The sequence below is a fragment of the Stappia sp. ES.058 genome, from assembly GCF_900105595.1.
GTDB lineage: Bacteria > Pseudomonadota > Alphaproteobacteria > Rhizobiales > Stappiaceae > Stappia.
This window is the reverse complement of record NZ_LT629784.1, coordinates 1,978,334-2,001,045: the sequence shown is the minus strand read 5'-3', so window position 1 is coordinate 2,001,045 and position 22,712 is coordinate 1,978,334. Positions and strand designations below refer to the sequence as shown.

Annotated in this window: 17 protein-coding genes; 4 read left to right on the top strand and 13 right to left on the bottom strand. The window is 59.6% G+C overall.

Annotated features, from left to right (window positions below; all coding sequences use genetic code 11):
* The first annotated feature begins 202 nt into the window (after positions 1 to 202).
* The 3 genes from BLU32_RS09210 (at position 203) to BLU32_RS09200 (ending at position 5,928) form a co-directional block, all read left to right on the top strand.
* Positions 203 to 1,426 carry an acetyl-CoA carboxylase biotin carboxylase subunit family protein gene (locus tag BLU32_RS09210; RefSeq protein ID WP_093806364.1) on the top strand — a complete coding sequence of 408 codons (1,224 nt, stop codon included), beginning with the start codon at positions 203 to 205 and terminating at the stop codon, positions 1,424 to 1,426.
* 40 nt (positions 1,427 to 1,466) lie between these two features.
* Positions 1,467 to 3,467, top strand: coding sequence for a hypothetical protein (locus tag BLU32_RS09205; RefSeq protein WP_093806362.1), 2,001 nt, complete (start codon positions 1,467 to 1,469; stop codon positions 3,465 to 3,467).
* A gap of 511 nt (positions 3,468 to 3,978) precedes the next feature.
* Positions 3,979 to 5,928 (top strand): acyltransferase family protein, encoded by a 1,950-nt coding sequence (locus BLU32_RS09200; protein ID WP_093806360.1) that lies wholly within the window; start codon positions 3,979 to 3,981, stop codon positions 5,926 to 5,928.
* A gap of 134 nt (positions 5,929 to 6,062) precedes the next feature.
* On the opposite strand, the gene BLU32_RS09195 is transcribed toward BLU32_RS09200, so the two are convergent.
* Together BLU32_RS09195 and BLU32_RS09190 are read right to left on the bottom strand one after the other, a co-directional pair.
* Positions 6,063 to 7,586 (bottom strand): alpha/beta fold hydrolase, encoded by a 1,524-nt coding sequence (locus BLU32_RS09195; protein ID WP_093806358.1) that lies wholly within the window; start codon positions 7,584 to 7,586, stop codon positions 6,063 to 6,065.
* A gap of 152 nt (positions 7,587 to 7,738) precedes the next feature.
* Complete coding sequence (locus BLU32_RS09190) at positions 7,739 to 8,551, bottom strand: class II aldolase/adducin family protein (protein WP_093806356.1); 813 nt, start codon at positions 8,549 to 8,551, stop codon at positions 7,739 to 7,741.
* A 158-nt stretch (positions 8,552 to 8,709) separates the two neighbouring features.
* Between BLU32_RS09190 and BLU32_RS09185 the strand changes: the two genes are divergently transcribed.
* The gene (locus BLU32_RS09185) at positions 8,710 to 9,654 is read left to right on the top strand and encodes a LysR family transcriptional regulator (RefSeq protein WP_093806354.1); all 945 of its coding nucleotides are present in this window, start codon (positions 8,710 to 8,712) and stop codon (positions 9,652 to 9,654) included.
* A 188-nt stretch (positions 9,655 to 9,842) separates the two neighbouring features.
* On the opposite strand, the gene BLU32_RS09180 is transcribed toward BLU32_RS09185, so the two are convergent.
* The 11 genes from BLU32_RS09180 to BLU32_RS09130 form a co-directional block, all read right to left on the bottom strand.
* On the bottom strand, positions 9,843 to 11,633 hold the full coding sequence (locus tag BLU32_RS09180) for a serine protease (protein WP_093806352.1): 1,791 nt from the start codon (positions 11,631 to 11,633) through the stop codon (positions 9,843 to 9,845).
* Positions 11,630 to 12,817, bottom strand: coding sequence for a S1 family peptidase (locus BLU32_RS09175; protein ID WP_093806350.1), 1,188 nt, complete (start codon positions 12,815 to 12,817; stop codon positions 11,630 to 11,632). Before BLU32_RS09175 ends, BLU32_RS09180 begins: the two co-directional genes overlap by 4 nt.
* 56 nt (positions 12,818 to 12,873) lie before the next feature.
* A complete protein-coding gene (locus BLU32_RS09170; protein WP_157727594.1) occupies positions 12,874 to 14,208 on the bottom strand; it encodes a trypsin-like serine protease in 1,335 nt (444 codons plus the stop codon).
* Entirely contained in the window at positions 14,178 to 15,440 is a 1,263-nt protein-coding gene (locus tag BLU32_RS09165) for a hypothetical protein (RefSeq protein ID WP_157727593.1), read from the bottom strand. Before BLU32_RS09165 ends, BLU32_RS09170 begins: the two co-directional genes overlap by 31 nt.
* A 135-nt stretch (positions 15,441 to 15,575) precedes the next feature.
* Positions 15,576 to 16,985, bottom strand: coding sequence for a hypothetical protein (locus BLU32_RS09160; RefSeq protein ID WP_157727592.1), 1,410 nt, complete (start codon positions 16,983 to 16,985; stop codon positions 15,576 to 15,578).
* Entirely contained in the window at positions 16,982 to 17,911 is a 930-nt protein-coding gene (locus tag BLU32_RS09155; protein ID WP_157727591.1) for a hypothetical protein, read from the bottom strand. The genes BLU32_RS09160 and BLU32_RS09155 overlap by 4 nt, the downstream gene beginning before the upstream one ends.
* Before the next feature lie 1,156 nt (positions 17,912 to 19,067).
* Positions 19,068 to 20,012, bottom strand: coding sequence for an acetamidase/formamidase family protein (locus BLU32_RS09145; RefSeq protein ID WP_208977006.1), 945 nt, complete (start codon positions 20,010 to 20,012; stop codon positions 19,068 to 19,070).
* A 13-nt stretch (positions 20,013 to 20,025) separates the two neighbouring features.
* The gene (locus BLU32_RS09140) at positions 20,026 to 21,060 is read right to left on the bottom strand and encodes a branched-chain amino acid ABC transporter permease (RefSeq protein WP_093806336.1); all 1,035 of its coding nucleotides are present in this window, start codon (positions 21,058 to 21,060) and stop codon (positions 20,026 to 20,028) included.
* Positions 21,057 to 21,677, bottom strand: a complete 621-nt coding sequence (locus tag BLU32_RS09135) for a branched-chain amino acid ABC transporter permease (protein ID WP_244501824.1) — start codon at positions 21,675 to 21,677, stop codon at positions 21,057 to 21,059. The genes BLU32_RS09140 and BLU32_RS09135 overlap by 4 nt, the downstream gene beginning before the upstream one ends.
* Entirely contained in the window at positions 21,677 to 21,952 is a 276-nt protein-coding gene (locus tag BLU32_RS22310) for a hypothetical protein (protein ID WP_244501823.1), read from the bottom strand. Before BLU32_RS22310 ends, BLU32_RS09135 begins: the two co-directional genes overlap by 1 nt.
* Entirely contained in the window at positions 21,952 to 22,659 is a 708-nt protein-coding gene (locus tag BLU32_RS09130; RefSeq protein ID WP_093806334.1) for an ABC transporter ATP-binding protein, read from the bottom strand. The genes BLU32_RS22310 and BLU32_RS09130 overlap by 1 nt, the downstream gene beginning before the upstream one ends.
* Positions 22,660 to 22,712 lie beyond the last annotated feature (53 nt).

The following is a 22,712-nucleotide window of genomic DNA, read 5'->3' as shown; positions in this document are numbered from 1 at the left end:
AGCGGGAGAAATTTCAGGATTCATAGCCATAGCTTGAAATCTGATCTGAATCCTTTAGGTTCCATTTCCAAGTGGCCAACTGAAGTGCGCTCTTCATTTGAATGATTCAGTTGCTGGCCACACGATCATTCGCGCAATCCTGCCGTACGTCCGGCGCGACGTTGCAGAAGGGTTCGTCCATTTCGAAGAACAGGAGATACACATGAGCATTGATCCCGACAAAGGTTACATTGCGCTTCTGGGCTGGAGCCTGAATGCCATTGATGCGATCGACCGTTTCGACCGCAAATATATCGTGGTGGCTCCGCCCTGGGCCGAGGAATATTGCAAGCAAAACGACATTCCCTACATGTCGTGGGATTTCGATCGGCTGAACGAGCGCTCTCACGAGCTTGCACATCGGCTGAAGGAGGAAGGTGTCGACGCAGCCATTCCGCTGTTTGAGGAAACGGTCGAGTGGGCCGGCGCGATCAACTCCGTGCTCATGGCCAATCCGCGCCTTCTGGGTCAGTCCATGCTGTTCCGCGACAAGTCGCTGATGAAGCGTCGCGCCCAGCTTGGCGGTATCCGGGTCGGCGTCTTCGAGGAAGCGCATGACCGGGGCGACGTGATCCGCTTTCTAATGCGCGTCAACCAGACGCTGTTGAAGCTTGAAGGTGATCCCAACGATCCGATTCACTTCAAGGCTTTCGACAAGTCCGGCACCGCCGGTCACCGCGTGATCCGCACGCCGGAGGATGTCGACAACATTCCCGACGAGGAGTTTCCCGCCCTTCTCGAAAGTCATCTCGATGGTTGGGAATTTGCGGTCGAAGCCTGGATCAAGGATCGCAAGATCCAGTTCCTGAACATCTCCGAGTATGTGACGCTTGGGTATTCGGTGTTCGTGCCGGCAACGCCCGAGCTTGAGTCCTGGCGCGCGCGCATCACCGAGGAAGTCGAAAAGCTTATCGAGGCTTTCGATATCGACTTCGGCTTTATTCATCCGGAGTACTTCCTGACGAAGGACGGCAAGCTCTACTTTGGCGAGGTTGCCTATCGTCCGCCGGGCTTCAACGCGCTTGAGCTGATCGAGCGCGCTTACGGGTTCAACGGCTACCAGGGCATTGCGCTGATGTTCGATCCGAAGGCGACAGCTGAAGAGGTGGACGCGTTTTTCCCGGAAGCGGTCAAGGATGCGAAGGGCCATGCGGGTTGTTTCGGCGTTTACCCGCGCCGTCGTGTCATCAGCCGGCTGGAAGTGCCGGAGGAAACACAGAATCACCCCTATTTCGAGTTTCATGAGCTTGCCTCACCGGCAGAGCAAAAGGTCACGAAACGCACGGCGTTCGGGACGCACTGGGGTCTGGCCTATTTCTTTGGAGAGAATCCGCACAAACTGCGTGATCTCCTGAAGGCTCAGGAGGATCTGGATTTCTACGTATAGGCGCGTCGAGGTCGACCGCTTGCAAGAGGACGAATTGACCATGATGGAAACGAGGCCCGAGGCGGCGCGACTGGCCGATACGCTCGATGTGGCCATCGAAAGACTGGCGGGGGCGCGGCCTTTCGCCAAATACCGCCATCAGCGTCCCGTTCTTGACGTGGCATCGCGTCTGGCCGCCGTGCCCGGCGGGCTCGATGTGCTTTTCGAACGGGGGCTCGCGATGGAGGCCGCCGGCCTCTTTCTGGGTTCCGACTGGGACGATCCCTCCAGACTGCTGCCGCAGCTGGTCGGGCAGACCTTGCAAAGCCCGGACCGGCTGACGGTCGTCCTCGAGGTCACGAGCCTGCTGCGGCTGCTGGCAATTGCCAGCGGCGGCGGCGCGCATTTCAACGTCCATGCCGAACACGCCCGCCATTTCCTCACTCAGGTTCTGGCGCTGAACCTTCGGCATTTCTTCGACCAGACCAGCGAGGCGGACCGGCAAGACAATGCGGGTGCCGCCTTGCGGGGCAATCTGTTCCGCTTCATCGCCGAGCACATCGGCTTTCAGGACGTGCTTGGCATTCTGGTCGCCGAGATCTGGCGGATTCTGGAACAGCGGCCGATTCAGGTCGGGCCTGTGAAGGAAATGATCACCCAGATCGCGATCGCGCTGACGCGCGAGGATGGCGGGGTCGGACGGGAGCGGCTGGGTGCGGATCGCCTGGTCAGCGCACTCTTCGGTCCCACCAACGAATGCCTCGACGATCCGGGGATCGAGGCCTATCTCACGCGCCTGGAACGGCTCGACGAGACCGCCCTGCGTCGCGAGGCGTCGGGGTTTGCCCGCGCCATGCACGATACCGGTCTCGTCTCCGACTACCACGCGGGTTTTCTGCGCTGGGTGTCGGAGCATCGCGAGGCGTCGCTTGTGCCCGAAACGCTCGGGCTCGGCGGGACGGGGCTCGATTGCTTCTGGAAATTCAAGCCGCTGGTCGACAAGCTGATCGCGGCCGCCGTGTATCCGCAGACCCCGCAAGCGGTCTATGGACTGGCGATGCTGCTGGAGCGCGGAGTGCTTCACAGTGCCCCGATCGCGCCGGCACTCGAGCGTCAACTGTCGATGAACCTGCAGGCGGGGGTTGCGGCGCGCATGGAGTTGGCCTTCGGCGATGCCGTGTCGGCACACACACGTGTTCTTGCCGGGACTCTGGAGGTCGTGGGGCAGCCGCTCGGCGTCGGACAGGGGGCCAACCCGACATGCCAGTCCGCCCGCGCCATCGCGATGTGGGCGTTGAACGATCCCGATTTTCTGCTCCACCTCATTTGCCAGGTCGGCGAGTTCGATTCGTTGCTCATGCATTTCGAGGGCAAGGCCATCGCTTCCGGCGATCTGCCAGCCGGTCTTGCGGCCGGTGCGCCCATCGATGCGGATCCGGTATCTGTGCTTCTGGTGCCGCATCTCGACCGCGTCTATGCCGAAATGGGGCGGATCTGCGCACCGCGTGGCGGCGATCCGCACCGCTGGATCAACCCGGAGTTCCATGGCTGGTGGGTCGCGCGCGACTGCGTGGTCGCCGTCGACGTGCTGACCGGGCGGCTCGACGACTATGAGGCCTTCGTCACGCGATTCTGCCAAGGCTATCACCCGGACTACAACGGCGGTCGGCCGGTGATCCATCCCCAACCTGCGGGTATCGCCGTGACGGATGCCAGTGCACGGTTCGTCGGCTGGCATGCGATTTCGATCCTCAGGGTGGCGCAGGACACGGAGGGGCGGACCCGGATCTATTTCTACAACCCGAACAATGACAGCGGTCAGGACTGGGGTGACGGCGTGACGGTGTCCACCCATGGCAACGGTGAACGCCACGGCGAGGCTTCGCTCGTGTTCGAACAGTTCGTCTCGCGGCTGTACCTGTTCCATGACGACCTGATCCGTCCCGCAGGATCCGGCGCTCCCGTTCCGGCACAGTTGTTCGAGGATATTCGCACCATGGCCGTCGAGAGCTGGGCCGCACAACGCATTCCCGATGACCTCCCGCTTGCCGGAGCGCAATAGCCGCGACCTGTGGAGTGCCGGTCGCGATGGAAGGCCGGGGTGCGATATCCCGGGCGCGAAGGGCCTCTGTCTCGCTTCATATGTGGCGTGATCGTCATGGATAGGGTAAGCGTCCCCATGTCGGTCGTGCTGGTGCGACCTCATCGCCTTGCCAGAAATATCGGTTCTCCCGCGGATGCAATACAGAGCGGCAATTGACGGGCTGAGCGCCGTCGCGGTCATGCCCGTCACCCCGCTTCATGCCGGCTCGAGGTGGCTTGCAGGCGGTTTCGTTGGATTTGAATGGTATGTATGCATCGAATTATGGGGGAGTTGTTTTCAATAAGGACGGCTTGGTTCCGACATTTTGAGTAATAAGACTAGACGCAGGTCCGTTTGAAATATCCAAAATGAGAAATTAGGTGAGTTTATGCGCGGCGATGCTTAAATTTTAATGTATTATTGCGTCCAAGGCCAATGAAAATTACATAATATTTCAATTGGAATCAATTTCATCTAGGGTGGCTTGAAAATGAATGGTGGTACATTCAGAAAAGACATTGAAGCGTTGCGTGGCGTCGCCGTTCTCATGGTGTTGTTTTTTCATTTCAAAATCCCCGGGTTTGCTGGCGGGTATGCAGGAGTAGATATATTTCTTGTGATATCAGGGTTCTTGATCACAGGCATTTTTTTGAACAACATTGAATATGGAAATAACAGTTTATTCGATTTCTATAAAAGAAGATTTCGGCGGATCGCTCCGGCCTACTATGTCGTTATTCTTGCAACAGCCATTTTGTCATCGTATTTTCTTTTTCTGGAAGATTTTCTTAAATTCAGGGATTCTTTTATTTATGCAGCTTTGTTTGCGTCTAATTTTCTATTTTCAAATGAATCTGGCTATTTTGATACTTCGGCTGATTTCAAGCCGCTGCTGCATACGTGGTCACTTGCCGTTGAAATGCAGTTTTATTTATCATGGCCTTTCATTTTGCTGTTCATCCGAAAATTCAATGAAAAAATACATATAAAAGCAGTATTACTGGTAATGTCGGCATCATTTTTAGCTTCGGTTTTGTTGACGCTAAACGATCCCGCACTTGCTTTCTATTCGGTGCTGACCCGTTACTGGGAATTCATGTTGGGTGCCTATGTCAGTTTGGCTATCCGCTACCGTCGAATTGAAGCGGTTGGTCATTCAACGGCCGACATTGCACTGTTTGTTTGCTCCGTCTGCACTCTCGTTGCTTTTCCCTTTTTCGCGGATGGCGCCACACCCTGGCCTGCACCTCTGGCGGCCATTGTCTGTATTCCTGTTGCATACATTATCTACAAGGGAACTCCTGCCGGATTTATCGGATGCATTCTTATAAATCCTCTATTTTCGAATATTGGTCGCATTTCATACAGTGTCTATTTGATTCATTGGCCTATATTTGTCTTTTCGAGTTATTATTATTATCCTAATTACAGTTTATTAGATTCATTTTCATTTTTAATATTGTCAATATTTTCGGGTTATTTTCTATATATTCTCGTTGAGCAGAGGTTTTTGAGCGAAAGATTCAAGGGTTCGAAGTCGACGGGCGCTCTTGTCGCTTTTCCGGTGTCTGTTAGTATTGTTGTTGCGCTCGCATTTATTGTTTGGCCTCGAAATATAGATTCTATGAACTTGTATGATACTGGAGATGTTGCGACGATTTCATCAATCGGTGATAGATTAGTTTCAAAAAAAGACGTTCGAAATGTCGTTTTGTGGGGCGATTCGCATGCAGTGGCCCTCAACTCCAAGTTTCGTCGAGAGTTTGACAAAATGAATGTTAATTTCGCTAGTTTCATGCGCGATGGATGCCCTCCGCTCCTGGGAGTTACTGTCAGAAGTGGAAATTTCTCTTCAGAAAAATCGAAATGCAATGATGTCCGGGAAAATTTCATTCGTTACATACGTGACTTGGGTAAGGTCGATTCAATCGTTATTGCAGCTCGGTGGCCTTTTTATTACAACTCCGATCGCCTTTCCGGGGAGGCCGGGAGTTCAATTAAGCTTTTTCTGGAAGGCCAACACTTCAATTTCTCCGAAAATAATCATAAGGAATTCTACCTGAGTTTGCTGAAAACGATCGAAGAGCTGAAAAATCACGCTGATAAAATTGTTATAATTGGATCTGTTCCGGAGTTCCATTTTGATCCAGCGCGGTGCGTTGCCATGTCCAAACGCAAGTCTTTTTCGATTGAAGCATGTCACATAAGCTACGAATTTTTCGAAGATAGAAATAAAGCGGTCGACATGATTATAAATGGAATCACGGATCGTGATGAGTCTGTATTTTTTATTCGGGTTTCTGATGTCGTTTGCAATGACGACCATTGCGATCCAATGATTGAAGGGTTTATGGGGTATATGGACAATAATCACATTCGAGGACGATTGGTTGGTCATGTATTTGATATTTTTGAAAATATAATATCTATCAACAATTGAGTATATTCTGTGTTCTGTTTGGTGGTTTTGATTTTTCCGCGGGTTTGCTCCTCGTATCCGCACATATCTGCTCTGACCATCGTAGCCATATCAACAGGTCCTGACCTGACCCTGGTCGCGCCCGGCAGTCGAGGTCATCCGGGGCTGAACAGCGGAAAGCTGACGCCCAGTGCCCAGGCAAGGCAAAGACCAAGGCCAAGCCCCGCGGAGAGCGGGCCGCTTCGCCGCGCGATCCATCGACCCATCAACCCGTGGACCAGGTAGAAGAGCACCAGCACGGGCAGGATGAGGAAGATGAACATCAGCCGTTCCGGATCGAGCGCCGCCGCGCCGCCAAGCGACAGGAGCACGGCGATGCGTGCTGCGGCCCGCCGCCACCAGGGGCCGCGTCCGGCGCCCGTGACGAAGGCGTCTGCGATCATGAAGGGGACGGTTCCGACCGCAAGGGTCGCGATGATTGCAAGCCTTTCGCCGGTCGCCATGAAGCTTGCGGCGTAGCGATCCATTGCAAGTCCGAAGACGGCCGTTCCCCAGATCACGAGAAGCAGGACCGCGGGGCCGGAAAAGGCTGCTCCGTCCATTTTCCAGGCGCGCAACAGCACCAATTGCGCGATGCCATAAAGAGCAAGGTGGATCATCAGGTAGTCGGCCACGAGCACGGGCAGAAAGGGGATGTAGAGTGTCACCGCGACGAGCGGGACCGCAACGGCAGGGATCAGGACGGACGCCCAGAATCGTTGCGCCGAAACGCGAGCGGGCGGGCGGGCCGTTTCCGGCAACAGACCGGTGAGCGGTTTGAACAGGCCGACGATGCCCGCCATAAGAAGAAGGATCCAGAGCCCCGGCAGCGCGATCTGACCCTCGCTGCTTCGCTCGAAGGTGGCGTCCAGCCAGGCGCGGGCCTCACGCAGCGCGGTCGCGCTGAAGAGAACCCCGACGTGTTCGACGCCTGGAGCCACGACGGCCCTGCGCGTCACGCCATCGGCGGCAGCGGTTTCACCCTCCCTTGCCCCTTCTTGCAGCATTTGCAGATCGGCGAGGGCAACCTCCCGCAGCCGTGTTTCCCATTCGCCGCTGATTGCCAGGAGCCGTTTCGGTTGTTTTGCGGTCACGGCTCCGGAGAACATCGAGATCGCGACGATTGCATCGACCGGCGTGCCGTCCTCTCGTTCCGCGATGGCGGCACGGATCAGGATATCGGTTGCCATGGAGTGTCCGAGAAGCGCAACGCCGGAGGCCTTGGGGATGCGCTCCCGGCCGGCGGCGATCACGCGGCGCGTTTCGCCCACCAGCAGGGCCGTGGTTCCGTCGATGGCGGTTACATCGCCCGACATCGGCACGGGATTTCGACCGTGCCCCTCGAAGTCGAAAGCAAGCACCGTGTAGCCTGCCTGCGCGAGCGTCAGCGAATAGGCCTGCATCAACTGGCGGGAGCCGGCAAAGCCGTGGGCGACGATCACCAGGGGGCCTTGCCCGCCGGGAAGACGATAGAGGGTCGCAGGAGTGGTGCCGACCGAGCGTGAAGATATGGAAAGGCCGGTCCGGTCGCGCTCCAGATTGAGCACGGAAACCACAATGGCAAGCGCGGCGACGAGGCCGGCGAGCCAGGCCAGCCGCTTGCGCCACGTGAGTCGGCCGATGTGTGTCTGCGCGCTCATTGCGTGAGAAAATTCCGGATCCGGGGCTGACTGTTCAGGCGTTTCGCCATCAAACCCCAGAAGCCGGAGCCTGTCCACGGTGCCTGACACGACCCGCTGTCACGGGTCGTGTGAACTTCTGGCACGAGAGCGCTGCGCCTCGCTTGAGCCCCTCAGTCGAGCATGTCCGGCTGGTCGACGGCGAGTTGGTTCCAGATCGTCTGGAAGTGCAGCCAGCCAATGTAATCACTGCCGACATGTTCGCGGCTGTAGCGGGCGCGGTCTGCCGGCACCTTTGTGGGCGTGATCCCGGTGGCGGCGATGTCGAGTTGCTGCTTGCAGCAGCGTTCGAGGGCGATGAACCAGAAGGCGGCGCTGTCGATGCTGTGCCGGCTGGCCGTCAACAGCCCGTGGTTTTGATGAAGGGCGGCTTTCACACCCTTGAACGCCTTGGCGACATTGGAGCCGGCATGGTTTTCGACCGCGACCGCGCCGGCTTCATCGCCGATGATCACATGGTCTTCGAAGAAGGCGCAGGCGTCCTGGGTGATTGGCTCGATCGGGAGACCGGTCGCGCACCAGGCTGTGCCATTGAGGGTATGTGCATGGCACATCGCGATGATGTCGGGGTGTTCCTCATGCACATTGGCGTGCAGCACGAAACCGGCGCGATTGACGGCATGATCGCCCTCGACCACCTTGCCTGCGTGGTCGACGAGGATCAGGTTCGATATTCGCACCTTGTCGAAGTGAACGCACATCGGGTTGGTCCAGTAGAGTTCCGGGCGTTCCGGGTCGCGTACGGTCAAATGCCCGGCAAAGCCATAGTCGAACCCCTGCTGGGCGAAGGCGCGGCAGGCGGCGACAAGCCGTTCCTTTCGGTGCCGGCGGTCGTCCTCCACGCGGTCGAACTCGGGCAGGTCCGGGAAGATCAGGCCGGCCTGTTCGGGCTGATAGATCGATACGCGATTTCCAAGGTCCAGCATGGGGGATCCTTTCGGTCAATGTGGGAGCGCGTGAGCCTGCCGCGCCCATACGCCCCGTCAGTTTGGAAAAAGCGCCAAGACGGATCAACGCAACATCGGCAATAATAGTTATCGCCGGGGCGGGGGCGTTGCGGCCGAACCAAGGATGACGAGGGGCGATGCGAGACGACAGACTGTTGGAGATGCGGGTCTTTCAGGCCGTGGTCGAGACTGGCGCTTTCACATCCGCTGCGCACAGTCTGGGCGCAAGCCAGCCCTTCATCAGCCAGACGATCCAGCGGCTCGAGACGCGGCTCGGTGCAAAGCTGCTCCACCGCACGACGCGCGGCCATCGTGTCACCGCCGAAGGCGAGCGTTTTCTGGAGGTTGCGCGTCGCGTGATTGACACTCTCCAAGAGGCCGAAATCGACTGGCAGACCAGCGGCACGCAAATCGAGGGCCAGTTGCGGGTCTCTGCTCCCATCGCTTTCGGGCTCGACCGTATCACGCCGCTTATGCCGGAGTTCCTGGCGCGTCATCCGGGTCTTTCGCTCGACTTGCGTCTGACGGACGATACGGAGAACCTCATAGACGATCAGATCGACGTGGCGATCCGCATGGGCAAGCTGCCGGCCTCCAGCCTGATGCATCGGCGGCTTTGCAGGTTGCAAAGGGCCGTGGTGGCCGCGCCCGCGCTTCTGGAGGCGTTTGGCGTGCCGCAAACGCCGGCGGATCTTGAGCGCATGCCCTGTGTCGCCTGGGATGGCAGCCGCGAGCATCTCAATCGCTGGAAATTCAGCGTCGACGGGAAGGTCGTCACCTTCCGCGCGGAGAGCCGGTTCAAGAGCAATCAGGGCATGTCGCTTTATCAAATGTGCCTTGCCGGATCCGGGGTCATGCGTATCGCGGAGCATCTGGCCCGTCCCGCAATCGCTGACGGACGACTTGTGCAACTCCTTGCCGATTGCACGGCTGTCGACGACAGCGCGATCTACGCGGTGTTTCTGCCCGACCGGCACATGGTGCCCCGCATTCGGCACTTTATCGATTTTCTGGTGGAGGCGTTCAAGGCTCCTTCCTGGGAGATCGAGGCGCAGGCGGAGGAAGCCCCGGCTCCACGCTGAACCGTCAGCCGGCGGTTTTTCCCTGAAGGCTTCTTGCGGCCGCTGTTGTCTGCCGGCCAATGAACCGGGGGAGGGCGAAAAAAGGATGTCCGTCGAGACAACCGGGCGTTCACCGCGCGTTCCGACCGGCGTTTTCGGGTGAATTGCACGTGCCGAGGCGGCCCGGCAGCGGCTCTCCCCGACCATCGCTACGGTGCGAACGGCCGGATCCTCGATGCGAGGTTCAGTCGGTCGCTTTCCTCGCCGGCGCCCTTGCATTCCTCGGCGAGTTCCACCCGGTAGGCGCGTGACATGACGCCGATCACCTCAACGAGGCCGTTCGGGAGAGCTGCAACCACAGGCCCCCCGGATGCTCCCGAAAGCGTGTCGGTCGAGATGCAAAGATAATCGCGCCCGGAGTATGCGCGGTCGATCGGCAAGGGGTTGGTGCTGTCGGTGCCGCTATTGGAGGCTACCGTCGCGTTACAGAACCTCGGGGGACGGATCGCCCCGTTGCCCATCATCGCCAGCCGTGCGGTGTGCGGAAAGCCAAATCCTGCGAGCCGCGTGCCGACCGGAATATCCGTCGATCCCATATCCGTACCGGAATAGACCGGCATGCCGGCGGAAACGAGCGATGCCGGCACGTCCGTATCCGTGTCGAGCCGGATCCTGACCGTGTCGTGGCTCGTGCGGGTCACCGTCCTGCAGCCATAGATGCTGTCCTCCGCCAGCGGTGCGTCCGGGTTCCGCCGGGCTCCGAGCCCGAAGACTGCACGGAACCTTGCTTCTTTTGGACAAACGGTCGTCTCGTCGATCTCTGGCAACATGCTTGTTCCGGTTCGCGACGTTTCGGTCAGGTTCAGGTTTGCCAGGCAGTGCGCGGCCGTCCAAAGGTGCCGGCGATCGGCATCCAGGAAGCCCGAGCAATGGCTGCGCGACTGGAACTTGCAGTGCTCTGCCGGCTGGAGGCCCAGGACGGTCCCGGCATCGACGTTGCGCAGGAACCCGGAGGCGGTTACCAGCGCCACCGCGCCGGCCATGCGTTTGACCTTCTCCATGTGTCTAGGGTCAGGACAGGCCGCTCGGGTCGAATCGTTCCCGCCGGCATCGCACCCGGATGCTGATCCGAACGTGCCGGCGTAGGAATTTCCGGCGATACCGTCCCCGTTGATGCCCATGATGCCGTCGTCGCCGATGATCATCTTTATGATATCGTCACGGCCAATGATCGAGAAATATCGGACATCATTCAACGGAAGGCCGTCAGGTCCGAACAGTTCCAGAACCGGCGTTCCGGGCTTGGCCTTGTATGCCTGCCGCAGAAATTCGTGATATTCGCTCACGCTGACCTTGTTCTTGTTCGAAGCACCGAGCAGGGCAGCAAGCTCCCCGTGTCCGAGCGCCAGGGGACCGTCAGGCGAGAGGCCGAAACGGCCTGTCGTGAAGCTTTCCCGGACTTCATCGGCAACGGTGAGACGCAGGGCTTCGTCTGGGTCGCCTTGTTCCACCTGCAGGCGCCCCTCCAGCTTCCGCCGGAAGTGCGATAGCCGGTCGGGCAGGGCATCCGGAGAGGCCTGCTCGAGAAGCTTGCGGGCGAGTGGCGGCTCGAGCCGTTGCAGCAATTCGTTGCTCTGCAATCGCAAGCGATCCGTTTGCCGAACGTCCAGATCGATATCGGGATCGAGGCGTTCGGGCGCCTGCCCCTGGTCGGCGCTGTCCGGCTGGTCTTGGTAATCCTGAACGTTTTGAAGGTTTTGATCGTGCTGGACGTGTGGGACAAACCGCGAGGTCGGAAGATCGGTGTAAATCTCCAGCTCCCGCGGGTTTTGGAGATCCCTTGAGTGCCACATGCGTTCTTCCAGCTGCGGCGCGCGCTGCATCAAGGTCTGGGGATTTTGCTGGGCTCCGGCCGTGCCGCTTGCAAGAACGGCAAGGATCGCGAACGCGAGGGTGCGAGCCGGAAAGTCTGGCCCGCGGTATCTTGCTTCAATCCTCATCGGTTGTCCTCCGAAAGCCCGACTTCCGCCGGGTCGATGCCGAATGCGGTGGCCATTTCACCAATCTCCGTGTGGTGCGTATGGAGATTGGTGAAATGGCTGCGTGTGCGGTCGTGCAGGCAGAATGTCGGATCGTCCGGCGTATTGCTGTTGTCGGTCTGCATTTCGGCATTTCGGCCGAAACTGGTCAGCCCAATGAGTTTCGGTCCGAGAAACGAACTGATACCCGGACCGATGTCGGTGACGGGCGCCGCGTAAAGCCCGCCGCCACTGTCGCCGACACAGGCGCCGGCCTTCGGGGTGTCGGGTGGGGTGCCCCCAACGAGGACTGACAGGGCGAGTTGCTCCAGCCGGCGTTGCCTTGCGCGCGGGGCGACAGCTTGCTCGTCCTTGTCCTGCAAGACGAGGCGGACATAGAGGAGGGTCTTGGGGCTGGTCAGCGAGGAACTGCCGTCATTGTGGGTTTTGCCCCAGCCGGCGGTGAAGAAATGAAGCTCCTTCTGCTCCAGCATTTCGGCATCGGCAAGCGGGGCCGATTTCACCCCATCGCCGGAAAGCGGAGCGGGCAAGTGAAGAGCGGCGAGGTCGAAGCCGTCTTGTGGAGCAAACCGATCATAGCCCTGCGCCACCAGGAGTGCGGGTCCGTCGACAGACACGGAGATCGATCTCTGGCTGGTGCGATTGTGGTGACCATACCAGACCGCGATCTCTTCGAGCTGATAGTTGAGATCCCTGGGAATAAGGCAGTGGGCGGCCGTCAGCACCATTCGGGGTTGAATGAGAACGCCGCTGCACTCTGCATCGATGACGTGCGAATTCGCGTGGTTCTTCAGTCGGATCGACAGGCGGACCATATCCTCCAGACTGCCTGCCTGGGCCCGCACCCCGCCGATCACTGTCATTCCCGCAAGCGGTTTCAGCTCGGTAAAGGCGGTCGGGCTCGGATTTGGCGGTGCGAAGGCCACGCTTGGCCGGTCGGCATCGGGCCTGGTGCGTTCCCGTTCCAGATACGCATCAAGCGTGAGAACGGGAGAAGTCTCCACCGGGGCGGCCTGCTGTTCATTGTTTTGCCGGGTCGTTGCGGACATGTCGTCGGCGGCCGCGTCGGCCACTGCGAACAAGGCCAGAAGACTGCCCGTCAGCACGCCGACCGTCCGTGCGGCTGCTCTTTGAAGTGCCTCCATAGCCGCTATCCTTTTCGGTCTCGATCTCGGTCTTCGTGTTCCTGCCTATCTGTCTGTCAGAAGGCCGGGTCGCCGACGCGCTTGCGCCAGTTGATCCAGGCCATCACCTGTGGCGTGATCAGCGTGTAAACGCCGCCCGTTCCGCATCGTCCCGGGATCGCGGCGCGCGACGTGATGCCTGCGACATAGTAGGCGCCGAAATACCTGATGAACGCCGGGCCGCCGCTGTCGCCCCAGCAGCTGTCTCCGCCGGCATATCTGTCGATCAGCACCGCCTCCCGGCCGGACGCGCAGCCGTAGTTGGACTGCGCATAGGGTCTTTGGCAGGTCGCGCTTGCAACCGGCACGCGAACGCCGACCTTGGCCCAGTAGCGGCGGTCGTTTGAGATGAAGTCGGAATATCCGAAGCCGACCACCGTCATGTGCCGAAGCGCTGGCGAAACCAGCAATTCGACCGGAGCAAACTGCGCTTTCGCGCGGTCCCGTGTCAGGTTGATGATCGGCGCTTCGTCCCGGTCGGGGGCGTTCGGAGCCGTTCGGTCCGGGTCGAGGTAGATCAGTGCAAGGTCCTTGCCTTTCAGAAGGTAGCCTTGCGTCTTGAGTCTGCAGAAGGTGGGGTCCAGCAGGACGGGCTGCCGGGTCCTGTCGATCAGGATCGACTTCTGCGCGGTCTGGACCTGCAAGTCTCCTGCGTTGGGAAGGTTTTTTGCAACCGGAGCAAGCATATATCTGCTCCGCCGGTCGGCGACCGCATCGTGTACCACCACGGCCGTGGATCGACCTTCGGGCGAAAGCAGGTCGAGATCGCAAACGCAATGCGCCGCCGTGAGCACTGTCAGATCGCTGACCAGCACGCCGGTGCAAAGGCCCGACAGAGCCCCGCCGTCCGATTGCGCACCACGCGTTTGCAGGATGGCCACAGTCTCGCGAAACCGTTGCCCCGTCGCCGATGCGTTCGTGCCCACGGCACGGGCGTCGATACCGGTGACAAAAGAGGTGACTTCGTTTGGCGGCGGTCGGCTCATGTTGGCCTGCGCCTGTGGATCGCGGTCGAGCGCCGTTTCGATGCTTCGACCCTGCCTTGGCCCGCCGCGTTGCAGCCATTGCATGTAGATCGCCCGGTAGACCTGCGCGCTGCTCGGATTGTTTCCAAGCTCGGAGAAGGTTTCAATCCGCGTGTCTTCCGAGCGGTAGCCCGGGCCGAACTGGTCCCGCAAGGTCTCCAGATTGCCGAGGCTTTCGCGAAACCGGCTCTCGACTGTATCCTGGCCGAACGCGGTGCCGGTTCCCGTACCGGCCATGATTGTGCCGGCCAGCGCAATGGCCGCGAGGGATGAGGCGAGGCAACGCATCGCGTGTTCTATTGTGCGATTGAACAGTAGCGCGCGCATTGCGGCGTGTCTCCCTGTCCGGAACACAACAACTGGCACGAGCACAGTGCCTCGCATCTGCCGTCTCCGCCGAAACTGTTGCAGCGGGCGATGCAGGACTGCATGCCACCTCCCGACGACAGGCCAAGGCCGGCGGCCACCGTCTGGGCGTTTGTGCCGGCGGAGCCGGTTCCTGCCTGTGCATTGTCTTTCGCCGCCAGCGCCGCAATCAGATCGGCCTCGGCGCTGATCAGCGCGGCACGGGCGCGGATCAGTTCCGCATCCTTGTTGCCGATGTCGATGCGCAGCTGGATGATCTGGGCCGGCAGGTTGACGATCGCCTGGGCGATATGGAGCGGCACCTTGACGAAGGACTCAAGCTCGCTGGTCTTCTCGATGGTCACATCCCTCAGCATGCCCTCCTGGAAGTCCAGCGTGGTGCTTCTGGTCGCGAAGAAGGTGCGGTCGACGCCGACGGACAGAACCGGGGCCTCGTTTTCCATGGCGATCATCGATTTGGAAAGGATCTGCCAGCCGCCGCTCAGCTTCCGGTTCTTTTTCGTCAAAACATAGACTGCATAGGGGAGGCGCGGCCGGTAGAGAATGCCGCGGCTGTATGTCGAGGGCGGCAAGGTGGTTTTGCTTTGGGCCGCGTAGGCAAGCGCGCCGGTTTTTCCGGAGCCGAGCAAAAGCCGGTTCCGTGTTCCTCGCGATACCGGATGGTTGCAGGTCTTCGAAAGGTGCTGCATCGACACCACTTCGTCTTGCCCGGGTACGACGACGCAAAGCCCGTAGCTATGCAGGTTGCTGTTGACAACCTGAAGGGCGTCCGGATCGAAAGGGTCGAACGTGTCCTTGTAGTTTCGGTCGCGCCCGGCTGCCTGGATCCCGGGGTCGGCGCGCAGCGCCGCTGCCTTTGCCAAAGCGATGCCGGTATCGGCGATTGTCTTGAGTATCTGTTCCGACCTGTCTTCCGCATTGGCGGTGATTTTTTCCAGCAACTGGCTCTCGGTCTTTGTAATCGCCAACTTGTCGTTGGACGTCGGCGAGCCGAGAAAGTCGAGGCAATAGCTTTTGCTCCGGTCCGGCAGGCGCATCGGCTGGATCGGCATGACACGGACATCCGTTGCCGTCTTCTCGGTCACATTGATGTGCAGGTATGTCTTTGGCAGGAAGTAAGAGCCGGCGCTTCCGTGGCAGCCGGTGCTCGCGGTTGCGCCGCCATCCGCCACGTAATCATTTGATCCGACCATGCTGCAGGCGGAAACCGCGAATGCGCCAATTGCCGTAAGGGCAACCGTCAGCGCGTCGCGCCGGAACCGTTGCCTCCTCGGTGCGGAGGCCTGTCGTGACCAAATGCGGATCAGTGGCATCCTGCGTCTCGCTTTTCAGTTCGCCTCGGGAAGGCCGGGAACCGCAACCGACGTGGCCGCGCCCGCAAGTTCCGTCGGGCAGCCGTAGTGGTCTCCGGCGGTGTCTGAGAAGAAGGCCTGTTTGCGCCCTTTGCTGCGGACGGTGGGAAGGCTCTCGTCAAGTCCCGCATCGCTGAGGATTCGGTTGAACGCCGCATTCGCGACCGATGCGGGAAGGTCCTGGTTCCCACCGGTGTTGGGCGCGTTCGGCAGGGTCGGGTTCCGGGTTTCCGCCAGCGCGGCAATCATTTCCGCCTGCAACTCGGCGAGGTGCGTCTCCAGCTCCGCCAGCCTTTGGCGGTCCTGGGCGGTGTTGATCTTCACCTGGATCAGCGTTGCCGGCAGGGCGACGATGGCACTGGCCACCAGGAAGGGCACGGTCACCGCCGCCTCCAACTCGCTCCCCTTGTAGATGCAGACGTTTCCAAGCACGCCGCGGTCAAAGTGAAGCACTGAAATCCGCTCCGAAAAGAACGCGCGACTTACCCCGACCGAGAGGATCGGCGCGACGTTCTCCAGCAGCAGGGTCTGCCGCTGTGCCAGTTCCCAGCCGGTTCGATTGTTCTTGCGCAGGATCAGCAACGTATGTTCGAGCCGCGGCCGGTAGAGAATGCCGGAAAGCGCCCGCGCTCCGGTGACCTTCGGCGCGTGCGGCGTTGTCGGCAGCACCGCTTTCGCCTCTGCGTTCCGGTGGTGCGCCTGCGCCTTGACCCATGCCGGCGGGGCGTTGGCGAGCGTTTGCTCCGGCGCATTGCAATAGGTGTCGATGTCCGCCTTCCCGGGATTGAACGACCAGCCCGGATTGATCAGACAGAACCCGAACGCCCGGAGGCGCTCGTTCATCGCCGCCGTGTCCGCATAGTCGAACGGGTCTACCTCGTAGCTGAACTTGACGCTTTGGTTCTCCGCCTCGCCGCCTATCTCCGCCCGCAAACCCGAAGCCAGCGTGAAGGCGGTTCGAGCCAGGGCAAAGGCGATCTCCTTGCTCTTGTCCAGTATGTCGGTGGCCACCAGCGAGAGCAGCCCGTTCTTCGTCTTCTTGACGTCAACGATGTCGTCAGAGGTCGGACTTGAGAGATAGTCAAGACAATAGACGTGCCGCAGATCGGGAATGGCGCGAACCGCCGGCCCCTCCAGGGTGCGTTTCGTTGTGCCGTTGGCGTTCGTGTCGACCACGGCGATCTGCAGCACCGATCGCGGCAGGACATAGCTGCCGAGCCCGGCCGACCGGCAGGCGACCGTCCGTGTGTCGTCAAGAAATTGCGAACCCGCGACCGCGCACCCTGCGAGCCCCAGCGCCGCACCCATCAGCGCGGCGTGGCGCCAGCCGCGCCGGTTGCGGCGCGGTACTGGTGTGCAGGTCGTGTCTCGGCGAGGCGCGCTCATGGACAGACCAGAGTCAGTGTCCCGCCGGAAACGATCGATGCGGTGTGTTGCAGCCCATCGGCCTTGCAGCGGAAGGCAACGCCGATCATCTGATCGCCTTGCGGATTGGGATTTTCGCCGCCGCAGACGCTGTCGATTTGGACATTCTCGACCTGACAGGCGATGACGTCGTCGCGCAATGCAAGGGCGTTGCTGCTGTTGATGCCAGCACCCGGCTTGACCGGGTCATAGAGGCATTTCGAGCGGACCCAGTTTGTGACCGTCTTTGGGCTGCATCGAAGCCCTGGGATATGCGGGTCTCCCGCCCAGGCACTTATGATATTCAGCTTCTGCTTTGGCGGGTCCTCCGATTTGGGAGGAGAAGGCAAGGGCGGCGGCGGTCCACCTCCGGCAAGACTGCCGGCAAGCTCGTGCGTCAGGCCTGTCGCTGTTTCAAGGCAGGCGACGAGCGTGTTGAGATTTTCAAGCCGCAGTTTCAACTTGTCGGCGTGCGATGCGTCGGCCTTGATCTCCTTTGTCCCTTTGCATTCGCAGTTCGCCGTGAAAGCAGCATCAATCGGCGCCAACAATTCGAGAATATCCGCGTGACAGGTCTTGATGACGTCCGTCTGGCTCTGCAGCCGCGCCAGCGTTGCGGCTGTCACTGCAAATCCGGCGAATGGCCGCACCGTCGCATCAGGGAGAGGGGGCTGGACTTCCTCGCCCGGCTCCTTGCCACCGTCCTTATTGTCGGTGGGTGTCTGGGTTTTCCCTTGACGCGCGCGCCTGTTCGCCAATTCGTCGCAGGCGACCGCCCTTACCCCGTCCGATCCGCAATTCAGGTCTTCATTCGCCCCGGCGCTGCCGCTCAATGCAGTCACCAGAAAGACGCCTGCTATAGCCCCCCGCAGCGTCATATCAGAATATCCTTTGTCGAACTTCTTCAACTTTAAGATATATTCTTGACTGAATGCAATCGAATTAGCGATATCTGCCGATCGTCTTCAGTCGGCCCATTCGGCGTGCGCAAGAATTGGCGGATATCGCACCAGTGCGCAGCCTTCGCTGTCCCCCTAAATCTCCTGGTGCTCTTCGATGTCGAGGGGGCCGCGATCCTGAGCCGGGACGCAGCCTTGGCCCCGATCCTCGATCTACTGTTCAATCCTGCACTTTTGCGGAAGGTGATGTCGAACAGGAACAGTCTGGCGACCTTTTCGGCAAGATGAACAGCTTCACGGCCGCGCGCGTGCGCGGCATTGCCGATGCGAGGACGGGATCTGGCGCCGATGATCTGACCGGGTCCGTAAGGCGCGCATTCGCCTGGCAGCGCGCTATCACCCAGTCCCGGCTTGCGGAACGCGGCGATAAGCTCGGGTTTGCGATGCCCTAACCTTCAGAGGCGCAGTTCACGTCCTACCGCTGCGAAAAAATCTCGCGTTTCGCGGTCCGAAGCATCGGGTCGTTGTTCCAAGGTCGACGTTGAACCGGGCACTCGCCCGAAAGGCAGGCGGCCTCCCCACCCAAGAAATCGTCACGCACGCTTCAGACACCCACTCGGGCTACGCCTTCCCGGTGCTCTCAAGCGTGCGTCGCAAGAGGCCGCTTTTACTCCGCCGTTGACAGGCAATCGAAATGCAAGGCCTGATGGATCTCGACTTCGAGGAAATGGCTTTTCCACCACCGAGATCGATCTCACCATTGGTGGCGGTGGCAACGGACTCGATAAAATAGGCAGGTTGTCGTCCGGTTGCTTCCGGCGTTCAGAATAACTTGAGCGGATCCTTCATGCCATCACACGGATTTCGCTCCAAATGAACAACCTGCCGAACACTCACACCTAGGGTCAGGACCTGTTGCCATGACTGAAATGGCGTTCGAGATGACGAGAGATGCAAGGAAAAGCCCGAAGAGCGGGACCGTTCCCCCGGCCGAGGGCTTTGACGCCGCAGGTCGACGTCAGCTCGAGCGTCCTTCGGATCGGGCGGATCCGCACGGGATACCATGTCGCAATCCCTTTATAGGCTCCAGCCTTCCTGCGGGCTTGCTCCTCGTATCCGCACACATCCGCTCCGACCATCGCAGTGATAGCAACAGGTCCTGACCCTAACCGAGCACTGCTTTTGGAAAGTAGAAGCTGACAATCCAGTTGGGCATGTCGACAATTTCCGAGATACGCAGATCACCTGCAACACTGCACAGCAAGTAGGCGTCGACGGCGGACATGCCGTTGGTCGTGCAAAGCCAGTCGATCATCCGGCTGACGGCTTCCTTTGATGCTGTCATCAGATCCGGCCCAACGCCGGTGGTCACCCGGTATCCTTGTCGATCAATGTGGCTGGTCACCGGTCCCGACGTCTCAAACCGCGGTGATTGCAGGCGAGCATTCTTGATGAGATCGATCTTGATCTCGACATTCATCGGACTCTCGATGGCCGTCCCGCAAATTTCCCCGTCGCCTTGCGCAGCATGGGTGTCGCCAAGCGAAAGCAGGGCACCAGCAACCTCTACCGGCAGATAGAGCGTTGTTCCCTTGCAATTGTCGCGGATGTCCATGTTGCCGCCGACATTGCGCGGCGGGACAATGCTGTGCAGCCCTGTTTCTGCGGGAGCCAGGCCAATCGTGCCGACAAACGGCTTCAGCGGCACGGCGCCGAAGCCGGTGAACGCTGCGGGCTTCAGCAAAGATGTGTCATATTTCCAGATGTGTAGAGCCGGTTCAGTGAACTGGTCGGCCAAGAGCCCAAATCCGGGAATGTTTGCGGTCCAGCCCCAGCCGGACGGGTGGAAATCGAGGAAGGTGATGGCGACGGCATCACCGGGTTCAGCGCCGTCGACGAACACCGGGCCGGTTACCGGGTTGACCTTTTCAAAATCCAACGCCTTGAGGTCATCAAGCCCGGCATCTGCATGAAGTTGGCCGCCGGATGCATCAATGGTTTCGACCGCTATGGTTTCGCCGGGCTTCATCGCCAGAACGGGAGCATTCGAGTTGTCCCACCCGAGGTGATGATGATGCTTGTGAATCGTGTGATTGCATCCCATGTCCAAACTCTTTCTGTGCTTAGCGCTTGCGTTTCACCAATTCTTCGATCTCCCGGTTGCCCATCACGCCGTTCGGTAGAAACGCCATCACAGCGACGATCACGACACCAAGCAACAGCCCGGACAGACCGAGGACCTCGGGCAACTCGATGCCGGCAATGTTCGGGCCCGTTTCCAGCCAGCGTACAACTTCCAACCCGATTGAAATCATCAGGGTTCCGAAAACGGCTCCGGTCACGCTGCGCAGGCCGCCCAGGATCAGCATTGCAACCGTCAGGAAAACGAAATTGAAATAGAACGGGCGGGCGGAAATCGTGCCGAGATAAAATGCATAGGCAATACCGGCTGCGGCGAAAAACAGCGTCCCGATTACCCATGCGATCAACCGCACTCTGAAGACATCGACCCCCATGGCGCGCGCGCCCACTTCGTCATCGGCAGACGCGCGCAACTTCAACCCGACCGAACTTTCCCTGAAGATGCGGGCGAGAAAAACGGCGATGATGACCAGCACCGTCATTTGCGGCAGATCAAGGATTTTCGGTATGCCGAAAAACGCCTGATTGCCTTTGAAAATATCCGTCCGGTAGAGAAAGACCGAATGCATGATGACCAGGATGGCGATACTGACAATCGTTACCCCGACGCCCGTCAACCGGGCCATGAACAGGCCTGTCACCAGCCCGAGCAGGCCCGTGATCAGCAGGGCCAGAAGTGCTGAACTCACTGCGGTCAACTCGAACGCGTTCAATCCCCATGGCGCATCGGGCAATGAGATGGCCTTCATTGCGATAGGCGTGACGCAAATCGCCGCGACATAGGCGGCAATCCCCATGAACGCCGCATGGGAGAAACTGGTGATGTTGGCGTTGCCGGTGAAGATTTGCAGGCCGACCACAACCAGCAGGTTTACGAAGGTGGCATAGAGTATGCGGGCCTGATAGCTCTCACCCCATAGGTAATAGGCGCCGACGATTGCCAGAATGATCAGGCTGAGCAGCGCGCTGCCAAGCAGTCCCTGGCGCTGGGAAATGTTGATCGCAGGAAGCCTCATATCTTGTCTCCCTTCTCGCGCGCCGGCGAAAGGATGCCGTCCGGTCGCCAGATGAGAACCAGCGCCACCAGCGCAAACACCACGGCATGAGCAAGCCCACCGGCACTTTGCGGTAGAAGGATAAGAACCGCCACTTCAGTAATGCCGAGAAGAAAGCCACCCAGCACCGCGCCAGGCAGACTTCCGAAACCGCCGATTACGCAGGCGACAAACGCCACCAGGACGGGATCGAAACCCATATGCGGTTGAACGCTGCCGCGCCGCGCCATGATGAAAATGCAGGCCAGTCCGGCAAGCAATCCGGAGATGGCAAAAGCGCCTGCAATGACCCGGTTGGCGCGGACACCGCACAAACGAACCATCTCGAAATCGAGGGCCGCTGCGCGCATTGCCATGCCGAGTGTGGTTCGGCGCAGGAAAAACGTCAGCGCCAGAATTGCAAATATGGTGGTCACTGTTTCGTAGACCTGCAGCGACGAGATTCGAATGGTGCCGATGGCCAGCGTCCTGTCGAGAAAGATGAACTGGGTTGCAGCCATGGGGCGCGGTGAGCCGAACAGCAGGAACAGATTTTGTAGAATGATACTGACCCCGAACGCCGTCAGCAGCCCTGTCATCAAGTCCGCCCCCGCACGGTTCGGAACGCAATGCGCTCGAGTGCGACGGAGGCAAGGACGCAAGCCACGATAACACCAACGATCAAGACGAGAGGATTGTTGGTCAGCAGCGTGCCCATGATGACCATTGAGTAGCCGCCAAAAGCGATGACCTCGCCGTGGGCGAAGTTGACCAGGCCCATGATCGAAAAGACGATTGCAAGTCCCAATGCAATCAGCGCGTACTCGGCGCCGAAACTCAACGCATTCAGGCTTTGCTGGATGAAATAGTCCATCAGCTGTGCACTCCTGTCAGCTCGTCCATCAGATCGCTGCCATCGCCGAACTCGTCGGCTGTGCCCTCTCGGGATATCAGGCCATTGTTGAGGATGTAGACCTTGTCAGAAAGGCCGATTGCCGCAGCGGCATTCTGTTCGACCAGCAGGATGGTCATCCCGCGCGATTTGAGTTCGCGGATGATGTCGAAAATCTTGGCGACAATCTGCGGCGCCAGTCCGAGGGACGGCTCATCGAGAAGCAGAATTCGTGGACGTGACAGCAACGCGCGCGCGATGGCGAGCATCTGCTGCTCCCCGCCGGAAAGGGTTCCCGCCATCTGCTCGGCGCGTTCGCCCAATATCGGAAACCGCTCGAACCACTCGGAGATCTCCGAAGCCAGCGCGGCCTTGTCGGTTCGCCTCGCGCCGCCCATGTTCATATTGTCACGCACCGAAAGGTTGGAGAAAATTCGGCGCCCCTCCGGAGAGATGGCGATGCCTTTTCTGCAGCGTTCCTCGATCGAAAGGCGCGTGATGTCATCGCCGAGAAGAGTCATGGTGCCGGCGGATTTCGCTGTCCCGGTGATCGCCGACAGCGTCGACGTCTTTCCCGCTCCGTTCGGACCCAGAAGCGAAACGCACTGGCCCTCGGATACAGATACATCGATCCCGTGCACGGCTTCGATAACACCGTGAAACACTTTGAGTTGACTGACTTCAAGCATCCGCGTCTTCTTCACTTCGAGAGTGAGCTTGCCGGGCCGGAGCCCGGAAAGCT

Coding starts and splice junctions, on each gene's coding strand:
- BLU32_RS09195 (WP_093806358.1), bottom strand. CDS start 7,586: ATGAGCGCGCAGACACACATCGGCCGACTCACGTGGCGCAAGCGGCTG.
- BLU32_RS09135 (WP_244501824.1), bottom strand. CDS start 21,677: ATGACAGGGCTGCTGACGGCGTTCGGGGTCAGTATCATTCTACAAAAT.
- BLU32_RS09180 (WP_093806352.1), bottom strand. CDS start 11,633: ATGAGGATTGAAGCAAGATACCGCGGGCCAGACTTTCCGGCTCGCACC.
- BLU32_RS09190 (WP_093806356.1), bottom strand. CDS start 8,551: ATGCTGGACCTTGGAAATCGCGTATCGATCTATCAGCCCGAACAGGCC.
- BLU32_RS09130 (WP_093806334.1), bottom strand. CDS start 22,659: ATGCTTGAAGTCAGTCAACTCAAAGTGTTTCACGGTGTTATCGAAGCC.
- BLU32_RS09160 (WP_157727592.1), bottom strand. CDS start 16,985: ATGAGCGCGCCTCGCCGAGACACGACCTGCACACCAGTACCGCGCCGC.
- BLU32_RS09175 (WP_093806350.1), bottom strand. CDS start 12,817: ATGGAGGCACTTCAAAGAGCAGCCGCACGGACGGTCGGCGTGCTGACG.
- BLU32_RS09165 (WP_157727593.1), bottom strand. CDS start 15,440: ATGGTCGGATCAAATGATTACGTGGCGGATGGCGGCGCAACCGCGAGC.
- BLU32_RS09200 (WP_093806360.1), top strand. CDS start 3,979: ATGAATGGTGGTACATTCAGAAAAGACATTGAAGCGTTGCGTGGCGTC.
- BLU32_RS09140 (WP_093806336.1), bottom strand. CDS start 21,060: ATGAGGCTTCCTGCGATCAACATTTCCCAGCGCCAGGGACTGCTTGGC.
- BLU32_RS09170 (WP_157727594.1), bottom strand. CDS start 14,208: ATGCGCGCGCTACTGTTCAATCGCACAATAGAACACGCGATGCGTTGC.
- BLU32_RS09185 (WP_093806354.1), top strand. CDS start 8,710: ATGCGAGACGACAGACTGTTGGAGATGCGGGTCTTTCAGGCCGTGGTC.
- BLU32_RS22310 (WP_244501823.1), bottom strand. CDS start 21,952: ATGGACTATTTCATCCAGCAAAGCCTGAATGCGTTGAGTTTCGGCGCC.
- BLU32_RS09210 (WP_093806364.1), top strand. CDS start 203: ATGAGCATTGATCCCGACAAAGGTTACATTGCGCTTCTGGGCTGGAGC.
- BLU32_RS09205 (WP_093806362.1), top strand. CDS start 1,467: ATGATGGAAACGAGGCCCGAGGCGGCGCGACTGGCCGATACGCTCGAT.